This is a genomic window from Streptomyces sp. NPDC002032, assembly GCF_042890765.1.
Classification (GTDB): Bacteria; Actinomycetota; Actinomycetes; order Streptomycetales; family Streptomycetaceae; genus Streptomyces.
Genome location: NZ_JBIASM010000002.1, coordinates 201,096 through 213,581, shown reverse-complemented (window position 1 = coordinate 213,581; position 12,486 = coordinate 201,096). Strand labels below are relative to the sequence as shown.

General features: G+C 67.4%; 13 protein-coding genes. 11 read left to right on the top strand and 2 right to left on the bottom strand.

Features of this window, described 5'->3' with window-relative positions:
- The first annotated feature begins 37 nt into the window (after positions 1–37).
- The 6 genes from ACFYYT_RS05150 (at position 38) to ACFYYT_RS05125 (ending at position 5,758) form a co-directional block, all read left to right on the top strand.
- Entirely contained in the window at positions 38–424 is a 387-nt protein-coding gene (locus tag ACFYYT_RS05150; RefSeq protein WP_351828929.1) for a CPCC family cysteine-rich protein, read from the top strand.
- Positions 421–1,152, top strand: a complete 732-nt coding sequence (locus tag ACFYYT_RS05145) for a HEAT repeat domain-containing protein (protein WP_351828932.1) — start codon at positions 421–423, stop codon at positions 1,150–1,152. The genes ACFYYT_RS05150 and ACFYYT_RS05145 overlap by 4 nt, the downstream gene beginning before the upstream one ends.
- Before the next feature lie 4 nt (positions 1,153–1,156).
- Positions 1,157–1,804, top strand: coding sequence for a DUF6000 family protein (locus ACFYYT_RS05140; protein WP_351828935.1), 648 nt, complete (start codon positions 1,157–1,159; stop codon positions 1,802–1,804).
- Between the two features lie 215 nt (positions 1,805–2,019).
- Positions 2,020–3,378, top strand: a complete 1,359-nt coding sequence (locus tag ACFYYT_RS05135) for a 3'-5' exonuclease (RefSeq protein ID WP_351831656.1) — start codon at positions 2,020–2,022, stop codon at positions 3,376–3,378.
- On the top strand, positions 3,375–4,037 hold the full coding sequence (locus ACFYYT_RS05130) for a DarT ssDNA thymidine ADP-ribosyltransferase family protein (RefSeq protein ID WP_351831659.1): 663 nt from the start codon (positions 3,375–3,377) through the stop codon (positions 4,035–4,037). Before ACFYYT_RS05135 ends, ACFYYT_RS05130 begins: the two co-directional genes overlap by 4 nt.
- Positions 4,038–4,054: 17 nt before the next feature.
- Entirely contained in the window at positions 4,055–5,758 is a 1,704-nt protein-coding gene (locus ACFYYT_RS05125; RefSeq protein ID WP_351831662.1) for an ADP-ribosylglycohydrolase family protein, read from the top strand.
- Between the two features lie 79 nt (positions 5,759–5,837).
- Here ACFYYT_RS05125 and ACFYYT_RS05120 read toward each other — a convergent pair whose 3' ends face one another.
- Both ACFYYT_RS05120 and ACFYYT_RS05115 read right to left on the bottom strand, forming a co-directional pair.
- The gene (locus ACFYYT_RS05120; RefSeq protein ID WP_388606968.1) at positions 5,838–6,374 is read right to left on the bottom strand and encodes an NUDIX domain-containing protein; all 537 of its coding nucleotides are present in this window, start codon (positions 6,372–6,374) and stop codon (positions 5,838–5,840) included.
- 1 nt (position 6,375) lies between these two features.
- Positions 6,376–7,731, bottom strand: coding sequence for a tetratricopeptide repeat protein (locus ACFYYT_RS05115; RefSeq protein ID WP_351828517.1), 1,356 nt, complete (start codon positions 7,729–7,731; stop codon positions 6,376–6,378).
- 192 nt (positions 7,732–7,923) lie between these two features.
- On the opposite strand from ACFYYT_RS05115, the gene ACFYYT_RS05110 reads away from it, so the two are divergent.
- The 5 genes from ACFYYT_RS05110 to ACFYYT_RS05090 all read left to right on the top strand — a co-directional run bounded on the left by ACFYYT_RS05110 (position 7,924) and on the right by ACFYYT_RS05090 (position 12,464).
- Positions 7,924–8,673, top strand: coding sequence for a hypothetical protein (locus ACFYYT_RS05110; RefSeq protein WP_351828519.1), 750 nt, complete (start codon positions 7,924–7,926; stop codon positions 8,671–8,673).
- Positions 8,674–8,750: 77 nt separating this feature from the next.
- On the top strand, positions 8,751–9,662 hold the full coding sequence (locus ACFYYT_RS05105) for an aminoglycoside phosphotransferase family protein (RefSeq protein WP_351828520.1): 912 nt from the start codon (positions 8,751–8,753) through the stop codon (positions 9,660–9,662).
- Positions 9,663–10,355, top strand: coding sequence for a class I SAM-dependent methyltransferase (locus ACFYYT_RS05100; protein ID WP_351828522.1), 693 nt, complete (start codon positions 9,663–9,665; stop codon positions 10,353–10,355). It abuts the gene before it with no gap.
- A gap of 15 nt (positions 10,356–10,370) precedes the next feature.
- The gene (locus tag ACFYYT_RS05095; protein ID WP_351828524.1) at positions 10,371–10,916 is read left to right on the top strand and encodes a hypothetical protein; all 546 of its coding nucleotides are present in this window, start codon (positions 10,371–10,373) and stop codon (positions 10,914–10,916) included.
- Positions 10,917–11,165: 249 nt separating this feature from the next.
- On the top strand, positions 11,166–12,464 hold the full coding sequence (locus ACFYYT_RS05090) for a hypothetical protein (protein ID WP_351828525.1): 1,299 nt from the start codon (positions 11,166–11,168) through the stop codon (positions 12,462–12,464).
- Positions 12,465–12,486: the final 22 nt, after the last annotated feature.

Below are 12,486 nucleotides of genomic sequence, written 5' to 3'. Positions count from 1 at the left end.
ATGGCGCACCGGCCGGACCTGCAACGAGACTGCGCAGGTGAGCGACCGCTACCCCTGCCCCTGCTGCGGGCACCGCATCCTCGGCGCGATGCCCGGCTCCTACGAGATCTGCCCCGTCTGCTTCTGGGAGGACGACGGGGTCCAGTTCCGCTGGCCGGCCATGGACGGCGGAGCGAACAAGATCTCCCTGATCGAGGCCCAGCGCAACTACCAGGCCTTCGGCGCCTGCGACCAGCACGGCCGGCAGTACGTCCGCCCGCCGGCCGAGGACGAGCCGCTCGACCCCGCCTGGCGCCCCATCGACCTGACGCGCGACTCCTTCGAGGACCGGGACGCCGAGGACCGTGCCCCGTGGCCCGACGACCGCTCGGTGCTCTGCTGGTGGCTCCCCACCTTCTGGCGCCGCAACCACCCTGCCTCATGACGTCCCACATCGAGCGACTCGTCCAGCAGCTCGACGGCGAGTCCGGCGCGTCCTACGACGCCCGCGCGGAACTGATCCACATCGGATCCGCGGCCACCCCCGCCATCCTCGACGCCCTCCCCTCCCTCGGGAGCTTCGGCCAGCTGACCGCCATCGAGGTGTTCGAGGAGGTCGCCGACCCCCGCTGCGGTCCCGCCCTGATCACCCTGCTCGACGGCGACAACCCCACCGTCCGCCAGTGGGCGGCCTCAGCCCTGGCGAGCCTGGAGACCGAGGACGCGGTCGAGCCCCTGCGCCGCGCCTACCGTGCCTGCCTGGAGCGACGGACTCCCCCCGACGAGTCCGAACCCGTCGCCATCCGCTGGGCCCTGACCGACCTCGGCGCCCGCCGGCCCGTCGTCCCCTCCCTGACCGCCCGGCTGCGAGCCGGTACCGGACCGGACAGCCCCGGCTGGCCCTCGGCCCACTTCGCGGAGATCATCGACGACCTGGCCGACCACTCCCAGCTGATCCTCTACTCCCAGTTCTGGCGAGTGGACGCCGGCCACACGTACGGCGTCTCCGGCACCGGTCTCGACTGGCAGCTCGACTGGACCGCGCCCTGGGAGCACCTGGTCGAGGAAGCCCGCACCTGGTCCCTCCTGGAAGCCACCGAAGCCCCCGTCGCCGACAACCTCTTCGTCGCCCCCACCTGGATCGACCGGACCGACCTCCACCCGGAAAAGTGACCCCATGCCGTTCCAGCGCCCCGAGGAGATCAGCTACGGCCACGTGATCAAGCGCTACGTGACGAGGAAGGACTCGGACCACCCGCGCTACCTCGAACTGAACAGCCGTCGTGTCCTACGGCCAGGGTGGCCGTACGCCGAAAGCTTCGCCCGCCACCTGATCGACGACGCGGCCGCGATCACCGACGCCGAGCTGGAAGCTCTCCTCGCCTACGAATGGCGATCGCGCCTCACCGCCGCCTGGCTGATCGGCGTCGACCGTCGCGAATCGTTCCGCGAGCGCATCGGCGACCTGCTCCTGGCCAGTGAGGTCTGCTACTCCGGCGGCGGCTACTGCTTCGCCCTGGCCCGTCTCGGCACGCACGCGGACGCCGAGACCCTGACCGCCTGCCTCGACCACTGCCTCCCCCGCACCGACCTCCGCTACGACCAGCCCGCCGCCCTGGGCGCCCTCCTCCGCCTCGACGCCCACCTCGGCACCCACCATGCGGACCGCTTCACCCAGCCTGACGGTCTCTGGGACCAGTGGGTCAATGCTCTGGCCCACCTCCGCGACCACCCCGCCTACACCCCCGTCGAGCGTCGCCGCTGGACGGACCTCCAATGCGACTTCGCCAACGGCTGGACCCAACCACCGATTGCGGCAAAGTGAAGTCCGAGTACGGCATGTACAGGCCACAGGTGCGGCACATGAAGAGCTAGCCGTTGGGCTGATCTCACATGTGACATCTCATCCGATGTACGGAAAGCCGCACCCGCTCCCTCCCTTCGGCCTAGCCTGAGCGGCATGCGAGTCCGTCACACCGGACCCAACCGTGGGGGATGCACATGAGGTTGCTGTCACACGTTGAAGCAAGCCCAGAGCAGATGCGGATCCTGGCCGACACGCGGCCGGGCTTCCATCTCGTCCGTGGCGCCGCCGGAAGCGGCAAGACCACCACTGCCCTGTTGCGTCTGCGGCAGCTGTGCGCCACCAGGCTTAGCCGTCGCGAGCGACTGCAACTCGTTGACCCTGTGCGAGTGCTGGTACTTACCTACAACAAGACCCTTCAGGGATACGTCGCAGAGCTGGCCCGTCAGCAAGTCTCTGGTTCACCCGGACTGGTCCTTCGCGTTGAAACCTTTAGCAAGTGGGCAGTCGGGATGGTCGGCAACGAGGGTCTCGTCGACCGCGAGCGGACACGGCCGGCCATCGGCAGCTTGGCCGCTTCTGTTCCACTGCCAGTCGACTTCGTCATCGACGAGGTCGAATACCTCATGGGACGCTTCCGCCCTGAAGAGATGGAGGACTACCTCGGCGCCCGTCGAGAAGGACGAGGGCAAGCTCCCCGCGTTGAGCGAGCACTACGCCAGCGCCTACTGACCGAGGTGGTCCTTCCATATGCCGCACACAAGGAGAAGCAGGGCTGGCGCGACTGGAACGACATCGCCGCAGAAGCTGCCTTGGTAGAAGGGCAGCCGACCTGGGATGTTGTGATCGTAGATGAGGCACAGGACTTCAGCGCCAACCAGGTACGTGCAATCGCTGCACATGTTGGTGCCGAACACACCACGACATTCGTCATGGACGCGACTCAGCGTATCTACCCGCGCTTCTTCACCTGGCCCGAGGCTGGTGTCCAGCTCGCGAACTCTCATGTCTTGCGCAGCAACTACCGGAACACCCGGCAGGTTGCTGCCTTCGCGCGAGGACTCGTTGAAGGGCTACCCCACGAGGATGACGGCTCACTTCCTGACTTTCACGCATCCGATCGCGACGGCCCACTCCCTACTGTTGCAGTTGGCCGATTCAGCGCTCAAGTGCACTACGCGATCCGACGCCTGCGCAACGACATCGACCTGACGAGCGAGTCTGTCGCATTCCTCCACCCCAAGGGCGGCGGATGGTTCGACCACCTCCGACAGGAGCTGAATCGCGAAGGCGTTGCCTGGTGTGACCTGACTCGTGCATCCGGTTGGCCGTCTGGGCCCGAGTCAGTCGCTCTCTGCACCATCCACTCTGCCAAGGGGCTGGAATTCGACCATGTGTTCATGCTTGGCTTGAACCAGCAGGTAACCCCTCACGGCGACGAGGAAGGCGATGCAACGCTGGACATGCTACGCAGGCTGCTGGCTATGGGCGTAGGTCGATCCCGGAGGACCGTGACGCTGGGGCACAAGGCCGACGATCCGTCAACACTCATCGACCTCTTGGCTGCTGGCACGTACGAGGCGGTGCGCCTGTGACGTCTGCTCAGGACGCCGCGGAGACCAAGGACACGGTCGAATCGATCATCGCGAGCCGGAAGATCTCCGAGGCCCTCCACTTCACGACCAATCTGGGCCTGCTGGGAATACTCGGCACATCTGCAGTACTCAGCCGCCGCCAACTCCCGTCCGAGAAGTACGTAGAGCACATCTATACACCCAATTGCAGCACGCGGAAAGATCACGCTTGGCTTGACTATGTCAATCTCAGCATTTCCCGCATCAACGATTCCATGTTCGATGCCAGCAAGCGGTGGCATGAGGTCGATAAAGTGTGGTGGGCTGCACTAAGTTTCGAAGCCCAGATCCTCAGCGCCCCTGGCGTCTATTTCACCACCACAAACAACATCTACCCATCCGTACGCCGAGGCACTGGAGCGGACGGATTGAACGCCCTGTTCGCCGAAGTGATCAGCGGACGCTACTCTCAGCCTGTGATGCGAAGAGCCGGGCAGCCGACCTCTTGGACCACTGACCGACAGGCGGAGGTACTGTACCCGAGCCGCCTCCCTCTGGCGCAGTTGCAGCGCATATATGTGCGCGAGGAGCACCACGCAGATGACATCAGCGGCTGGTTTGCCAGCTTCCCATCCACCCCCACTGTTCCTGTCATCTGCGCACCCAAGGTCTTCACATGAGCCCGAATGATGCAAGTATGCACATCCAGCAGCGGCTGCGCTCGGCGCTATGGGCAGCCTGGGCAGATGCACTCGGATTCATCAGCGAGTTGACAGACGAGGCGGGGCTCCGCCGACGCCTGGCCGGGGGAACCCTTGAACACCCGGTTGAGTGGCAGCGTCGTATTGGTGGAAAATTTGGGGTAACCGTTCCACTTCCCGCCGGAACTTACAGCGACGACACTCAACTTCGCCTGGCAGTCGGACGGGCGATCCGCCCTAGTGGTTTCGATCCAGAAGTCTTCTCGAAGATCGAGCTCCCCGTCTGGACTAGCTACGCCCTTGGCGGCGGGAGAGCATCCAAGGCAGCCGCATCCCACATCGCCGGCGCTAGCGTTCCCTGGTTCGGCAACTTCTACAAAGGGTGGACCGACGCTGGAGGAAATGGTGCCGCAATGCGCGTTCAGCCCCACGTCTGGGCAGCGCAGGACCCGAGTAGGGTTGGATCGCATCTTCTGGATGTCCTGATCGATGCCGTCATCACCCATGGCCACCCACGGGCCCTTGTTGGCGCTCTCTTCCACGCGATGACTTTGGGGTTCACGCTCGATCGCGGCCGAACTCCCAACCCCGCCGAGTGGGCGACCATTGTTGACGAAATGCATCAATTCCCCACAATGATTCGCCAACACGCAGAGCTCTCCCTGTGGTGTTCCGCCTGGGAGCGCAGTGCCGAGAAAACGCTGGACGCCGCCTGGGAATCTACGATTCTCGAGGTGACCGATATGTTTAACGCTGCTGAAGAGTTTACATATTCCGGCGACGCGGCACTACAAAAGGGGGATTTCGAGTCCCTCCGTACCGCCTACGAGCTACTCATCGAAAAGCTTAACTTGCGTTCACCTGCCACGAGAGGGAGCGGGACGAATACGGTCGTAGCCGCCCTAGCCTTGGCAGTTGCAGGTTCAAGCCGCCCCATCCCTACCTTGCAAATCGCAGCTCAGGCCGTGGGGACAGACACAGATACAATCGCCACGATGGCAGCCGCCTTGGCGGGAAGCGTTACCACCGACGAGCCGCCTAGCAATGTCGCCGATTATGAATACATTGCGACTGAAGCCGTCCGCCTCGCAGCGATTTCCGCGGGAAACCGGGAGCGCGTCGAGAATTTCGCCTACCCGGATCTTCTCCATTGGGAGGCTCCCAGAACCCAGGCGGGCGCTGTCGGTCTGGTGGAGGGCAAGCCCGCTTTGGCCGGGCTTGGTCCGTGCGATGCCTTGATGCTGGCTGGGACCTCTCAGTCATTCTCCTGGTCCTGGACGACGCTGAATTTTGGTCAGACCGTCCTGGCCAAGCACCGCACAGTGCTGGACGAGCTGCCAGCCACGCAATGCCCTGCGCCCCCGCCGAGGGGTACAGTTCATAAAGAGTCAGGCCCAGCCCGGTCGGAACCCACGCACAGCATGGTCCAGCAGGAAATTGAGCTCCTCATGCCCGTGACAACACCACAAGAGCAACGAACACCCTCAGGCCCTAACCGTCGACGACCCAGCGGGGGTCAAGCCCTTGATGTCGATGCCATGTTGGAATGGCTTCGCGCTCAGGGGCACACTGACCAGGCCATCGGGTATGCCGTTCGACGCATCGCCGAACTCGGCACAACGGAACAAATGATCGCCTTCACTGCAACCATCCAAGCTGAGATCCGGCTGCATGCAGGTCAGAAGCACCGTACTTTCTAGCTCGACCCGTCAGATCGCCTCAGACGGCGGACGGCCGAGAGGAACTCGGACCCTGGTTTGAGTTCAGGGGGCGTGATGTTCACGCTGTTGGCCAACCCATGACGGAGACCGCGGCGCCATTGTGCAGATAGTGACGGAGGGCGCTGTCCGTGGTGTCGACGAAGGCTTCGGGGATGGCGTTAGCGTCAACCCAGCGGACTTGGGAGTGCTTGCGGGGTTCGCGGTTCTCGGGTTCGCCGGTCCAGTCGTGGGCGGCGAAAACCACCGTGAGGAAGCCGTTGGGGGCTTCGACGCCCCAGGCTCCGTGGATGATGTGGGCGACCTTGAGGGACTCGGGCTTCACCGTCAGGCCGGTCTCCTCGTAGAGCTCGCGAACCGCGGTCTCGGTGATGGGCTCGCCCGGCTCGCTCTTGCCGACTGGGAGGTCCCACATGCCCTGGGCGAACTTCGCGTGCTCACTGCGCTGGAGAAGGACGACGCGGTTGGTGGCCTTGTCGTGGACGATGACGGCCGCGACCAGCAGGGTCATCGATTCGAGCGCCGGCTTGAGGGCTTGAGAGCGGTCGTCGGTCTGCTGGGCCACGGTGTTCCCTTCGTCGGGCGGGTTGTTGGGCATGTTAGGCGAGGGCCTCGCGGGCGCGGCGGGCGAGATCGGCGGCGCCGGGAACGCGGCGGCGCTGGTAGACCGCGAGCGTGGAGCGGATCGAGGTGATCGCCTTATGGGTGCGGTCGGAGGTCATGCCCTCCATGAGGACCAGGGCCTGGGTCCAGGCGGCCACGGCCTCGTCAGCGCGGGCCTGGGCGGCAAGGCTGTCACCCAGATCGGCGTGGGTGAGGGCGTGGACGCGCTTGTACTTCTCCGGGTCCCAGCGGGTGAGGGCGTCGCGGTGTTGTTGCTCAGTGCCGATGTGGTCGGCGAGGTCGGTGAGCGTGCGGGCGGTGTGGCTGGCCACGGTGCCGGCGGCTGGGCCGCTGACGCGGGAGTAGCTGGGCTGGGGGCCATCGTCCCGTAGCAGGGCGTCTTCGGCGGCGAGGAGGGCACGTGCGGCTGAGGGGCTCGCGTCCGTGGCGGCGTAGGCGCGGGCGTGGGTGATGTGGAGGAGGGCCTCGGTCTGGCCGTCGACGTGGCCGAGGCCGCGTCGCAGGGCGCCTTCAACGAGGTCGACGCAGTGGTGGGGCTGCTTGAGGCTCAGGGCCTGGTGGGCGAGGGCGCGCATCATCCAGGCGGCGTGGCCGTGGGGGTCGGCTTCGCAGGCGAGCTGATAGCCGACCTGGTAATAGCGCTGGGCGGCGCCTTCATGGCCCAGGTCGTGGTGCTTCCATCCTGCGAGGTAAGCGAGTTCGGCGACGGCGCCGAAGGCGGCATGACGTAACGGTTCCGAGGGGAAGCGTCCCCGGAGCATCGGTGCGGCGGTGTCGGCGAGGTACGCGGTGGCGGTGGTCAGGCCGTGGCCGCCGCCCAGGCGTTCGTCGGCGGCACTGAAGGCCGCGGTGATCTGGCGTACGACGTCGATGTCCTCGCCTCCGACGAGCGAGCGGCCGGTGCGGGCGCGGAGCATCCGGGAGGTGGCTTCTTGGTCGTGGAGCAGCGGCATGGCGACGCCGGCCGTGGTGAAGGCGGCGATGGCGAGGAAGCGGCGGCGTTCGACGTCGGCACGGCCGAGGTCGGTGACGGTCACGACCGGATCGCCGTTCGAGGTGGCTCCCACGTCACCGGGCTGGAGGCCGATCTCGATCGGGGTGACGACGCGGCCCAGGCGGCGGGAGAGGGCTTCGGCGAGGTACTGGCCGGCCTGGCCTGAGGGCGCCCGGGTGCCCTTGGCCCAGTGGGAAATCGCGGACTTGTTGGTCTGGAGCAGTTCGCCGTTCTCGGCGGCGATCCGGCGGACGTCCTTGGCGAGGGCTTCGTACGTACATCCGGCCGCGTGGATCGTCTCGCGCAGGCGGGAGTTGACGTCGGTCGGCACTGGCACGTCCTCCGTCCCGGAGCTGTAAACCGCGTATACCGCTTGGCCTCGGTCACACCGTACCCACTGTGCGTAGCGGGCGGTTCACTTATCGACAGCCGCCCCACTCTCGGGCCGGGCGGCCCCCAAGTTCCGTACGCCCTACCGGGCTCGGGCATTCCTATGCCCTGGCCTCGAACGATCAGAGACGGAGAAACGGTGACCACCATCGACACCGCGACCATCACGGTCGAGCTGCCCGACGCCTTCGACCCCCGCTGGAGCCGCCTGCCTGGAATCCAGATCGACGGCCGGCGCATCACCATCGACCCGGCCGAGTACTTCTTCCGCTTCGAGTCCAACACCTGGCTCGTCGCTGACTGGGAGCTGGTCAAGGCCCAGCTCCTGGACGTGGACGAGACGACCGAGAGCGCGGTCGAGCAGCTGGCGCTCGACTTCATCAAGAACCACGGCGAGTCCACCTCTGACGCCGCCCGCGTCCTGGCCACCGCGTACGAGGTGTACGCGTACCTCTTCCGCGAGGAGCACCTCGCCGGCCTCGGTCTGCCGCAGATCACCACCGACCACCTGCGGATGCTCCGCGAGGCCGCCACGCTCATGGCGCTCAACAAGGTCGAACTGGACGGGCACATCTCCAACGTCGGGCCGTGCTGGTTCTTCCCCGCCGCCACCTCCGTCGTCTTCGACCTGGATGACGAGACGGGCGGAATGCTGGACGAGGTCTACCACGGCGGCTGGTTCAACGAGCACCGCCGGATCGAGTCCATCAAGGCCCACGCCGCGCTCGGCGGCCGGCTCGTGCACGGCTGCCAGTCCGTGCCGGACCAGTCCGGCGGGGTCGTCGCGCCCTACGGTGCCTCGATGGCTAACTTCCGTGACGACCTTGCGGCGTTCAAGGCGGGCTGGATCGAGCAGGTCTACGCCCACCGCGTGGCCGCCGCCGAGTAGCCCCATCCCAGTACGGCTTCGGGGCGGGCCGGCACGCTCGCCCGCCCCGGAGCTCACCAGCCCCTGGAGACACCCCCATGGACCAGAGCCTGACCGCCGCCCTGCTGGACGACCTGTGCACCCTCGTCGGCAAGCCCCTCCCCGAACGCACGGAGATCCGCGTCTGGGGCATGTCCGGAGTCGAACGCATCACCTTTCCCGACGGCACCACGGCCGTCTTCAAGTACGCCAAGGAGCCCTTCGACCGCGAGGCCCAGGCCCTGCGAATCGCACACCACCGCGGGCTGCCGGTACCCGAGCTTCACGCCACCGCCATGCAGGACAAGTGGATCGGGATGCTCATGGACGACCTCGGCACCCCGGTACGGGACGCCGACGACCTCGACGGCGTCGCCGCCGCCGTGATGCTCCACGCCGCCCGCCCTGCCAGCAGTCTGCCCTTCCTCGACGGCGCGGGCCTCGCGGCCCTGCCCGGCCGGGCCCTCGATCACCTCCAGCGGCTTCGAAAGGCCGGCCGGTGGACGGATTGCGACGACATCGAGACCGCGCTGGGGAAGATCTCCGCGGCAGCCGAGGCCCGCGCCCAGGGGGCGACGCTCGACCCGTTCGGCTGGGTGCACTCCGAGTTCCACCCCACGAGCGTCCACATCGGGGAGGAGGGCTGGCACCTCCTCGACTTCGCCCGCGCCTTCACCGGACCCGGCCTGATCGACCTCGCCTCGTACCACGGCACCACCGAGACGCCCAGCCCCGTCCGGCTGAGGGTGTTCCTGGAGCAGTACGTCACCGCCGGCGGTCACGAGGACGCCCTCGCCGCCCGGGGTGGCCTGGCTGCCGAGGCATGGGCGCTGGGCTGGCACCGCATGTGGGCCGTCGAGTGGTTCATGGAGCAGGCGATCCGCTGGATCAACGACCGGACCAGGGACTTCGCGTACATCCCCGTCGTTCGCCGCCACCTGAACGACGTGGTCCAACTCCTGGAGGTCTAGGTGCTCGCCCAGGTCTCCCCCTGGTACGCCCACGCCGCCCAGCGTCTCGCCACCGCACCGGCCCACGCGCTCGTTCCTCCGGCACGGATGGAGTGGAGCACCCACCCCGGTCTGGGCCCCGGCGCGGAGATCCTCGGCCGGGACCTGCGCGGCAAGCGTCTCCTGGAGCTCGGGTGCGGTCCCGGCCACAACGTGGCTCACCTGGCCCGACACCACCAGGCCCGCGTCACCGGAGTCGACCTGGTGGGGCTCCAGGTGCGGCGAGCACGCTCGCACCACGGCCACATCGAGGGCGCCACCTTTACCGCCGGCCATGCACTGCACTACCTCCAGGCCACCGGCCAGACCTTCGACGCGGTCTACTCGGTATTCGGCGCCGTCGGCCTGGTCGCTCCGGAGCTTATGCTCGCCGCAATCTCCCGCCACCTCGTGCCCGGCGGCGTACTGGCCTTCTCCGTACCCCACCCGGCACGGGCCGGGAGACATCCTTCGACGGACGACCGTCCCCGCGAGGACTACGTCACCATGCCCGACCGCACCCGGCTGCCCATCGCCCGCTGGGAGTACGACGCCCACCGCTGGGCCGCCCATCTCTCCCGGACCGGCCTGCGGATCACCTCGGCCATCGAGCTGCGGCACCCGCGTCTCGACCCGTGGCCCACCACTCTCCTGATCACCGCCCGGAAACGCTGACCGACGGAGGCAACGATGCCCTTGCCCTACCTCCTGCTCGACATCGACGGCGTCCTCATACCGTTCCCGGCGTCCGACGGCAGCACCCCACCCACCCACGTCCGCCACACCGTCCTGCCCGCGGGCCGCGACCCCGACAACCCGGTACCGATCTGGCTCAACCCCGCCCACGGCCCGTTGCTCGCCGGTTTCCTGACCAGCGGCCTCGTCGCCCCCGTGTGGTGCACGAGCTGGCGCAAGGACGCCACCACCATCGTCGGGCCGCTCCTCGGGCTGCCGGAGTTCCCGTACCTCGATCTCCCCCGCCCCGAGATCCCCACCAGCCACCCCAACGGCTACCTCTGGAAGCGCGACCACGTCGAACCGTGGCTCTGCGGGTCGGCGGTCGCCTGGGTTGACGACGACTTCACCGACCTCGATCGCGCCTGGGCGGCGGAGCGGACCGCCAAGGGAACGCCGACTCTCCTCGTTCAGCCCGACTCACACCACGGGCTGCAACCCGGGCATCTGGCCGAGCTCACGACGTGGGTCTCGCAGTTACCCGCAGCCCACGCCGCCTGACGACTGATGTCCTCGCTGCCACGAACAGCGAGGACATCAGAATGCTGCTCGAGCGTGAGCTGTCTGCGGCCTATGGCAGGCATCGGCGCCCCTGATGTCGGATTCGGCTGGAACACTGCGGTCGTGATCAACGAGATGACCCCAGACCTTCCTGATGCTCCCGGCGGCTGCCTGCCACACAGAGCACAGGCAGAGCTCGCAGGCACCGGCTGGGGGAAGCTGCCGCACGTCTGTACGGGCCTGCACGGTGTGCCTGACACACCGGACGTCCTCGGTGCTGTGCTCGCCGCCGACCCGGCCCACCGAGTACGGGCAGTGGGCGATCTGTATCGGCTGCTCCTCAATCAGGAACAGGTCTTTCCAGCGACCGCTCCGGCGGCCTTGGTCCTCGCCTGTCTTCTCGACGATCCGCGCACCCTCGCCGAAGACCGGTGGGAGCGCAGGGCCGGTGTGCGGTCGCTTCGCGCCGAACTGCTGAATTGGCTGGCTTCGTTCGCCGACATCGCCCGCCTGGACGTCGAGGACGGCGTCGGCACGGCGCGAGATCTGGCCGCCGCCCGTGCGGCACGGCCAATACTCCACGACCGCATCGCGGATTTCTGTGACGACGACGATCCACTGGTGAGGGAGGCCGCGCTCGCGGCCACCGCCCTGCTCCTGGCCGACCCCGCCCTCACCTCGTCCGTACCCCGGTACGCGCCCGCCGTTCGCGAGGTCCTGGCCGTGAGCGCGGACTCGTACTACCGGTGGATCGCCCGGGAACGGCTGGCTGCCTGGGGTGAGGATGTCACCGGTCTCGTCACTGCGGAGGAGGAGCGCCGCGCGGCCCTGGACCGGGCAGGCGAGTTGGCGGAGGACCCGTTCGGCCAGGACCAGGAGCAGGCGATCCGCTGGCTGGAAGAGCAACCCGAGGACACTGCAGCTCCGGAACAGCTCGGCCGCCGACGTGAGGACCGGGCCGCGCCCATAGCGGCCGCCCCGCACGAGCCGGCACCCGAGCCGCCCGTGGCCGCCCTGGGGAGCGAGGCTGGATACCACGGCCCGTGTCGGATCGCCCGGAAGGAGGAGCGCGCCGAGTGGACGTTCACGCCGTACGTAGGAGTCGGCCCCCTGCACTTCGGGATGACCGTGGAAGAGATCACCCGCGTCCTCGGCGAAGAACCGGCCGTATCGTCCTATTCCCACCACGGCGAAGACCAGAAGCCCAACTATGCCGACTTCGCTGAGAGCGGGATCAGGGCCCTCTTCCACGACGGCCGCCTGGGGTGCGTCGCCGCAGACGCCCTCACGGGCCCCCAGGTGAGACTGGACGCAGCCCCGCTGACCGGCTGCGCACCTTCCCACGTGGAGGACTGGCTCGTCCACCGCACAACACGGCCCGGCAGCCTGGCGTACAGCGTCGCCGGCGATCCGGTCTTCGCCGACCTCGGCCTGGCGATCCGCTCCCAGCGGGCCGGCGACGTCGTCCTGACCCGCCCCCTCTTCCTGCTCCACGACTGGCTCGACCTATGGCACTCCCTGCCCAGCGAAGAGTGGAGCTGCTCCTGAACCGTGGTTCGCGGATCTCTCA

Excerpts from the sequence above, each read along its gene's own strand:
- ACFYYT_RS05145 (WP_351828932.1), top strand. The coding sequence starts at position 421 with ATGACGTCCCACATCGAGCGACTCGTCCAGCAGCTCGACGGCGAGTCC.
- ACFYYT_RS05140 (WP_351828935.1), top strand. The coding sequence starts at position 1,157 with ATGCCGTTCCAGCGCCCCGAGGAGATCAGCTACGGCCACGTGATCAAG.
- ACFYYT_RS05135 (WP_351831656.1), top strand. The coding sequence starts at position 2,020 with ATGCGGATCCTGGCCGACACGCGGCCGGGCTTCCATCTCGTCCGTGGC.
- ACFYYT_RS05125 (WP_351831662.1), top strand. The coding sequence starts at position 4,055 with ATGCACATCCAGCAGCGGCTGCGCTCGGCGCTATGGGCAGCCTGGGCA.
- ACFYYT_RS05120 (WP_388606968.1), bottom strand. The coding sequence starts at position 6,374 with ATGCCCAACAACCCGCCCGACGAAGGGAACACCGTGGCCCAGCAGACC.
- ACFYYT_RS05105 (WP_351828520.1), top strand. The coding sequence starts at position 8,751 with ATGGACCAGAGCCTGACCGCCGCCCTGCTGGACGACCTGTGCACCCTC.
- ACFYYT_RS05095 (WP_351828524.1), top strand. The coding sequence starts at position 10,371 with ATGCCCTTGCCCTACCTCCTGCTCGACATCGACGGCGTCCTCATACCG.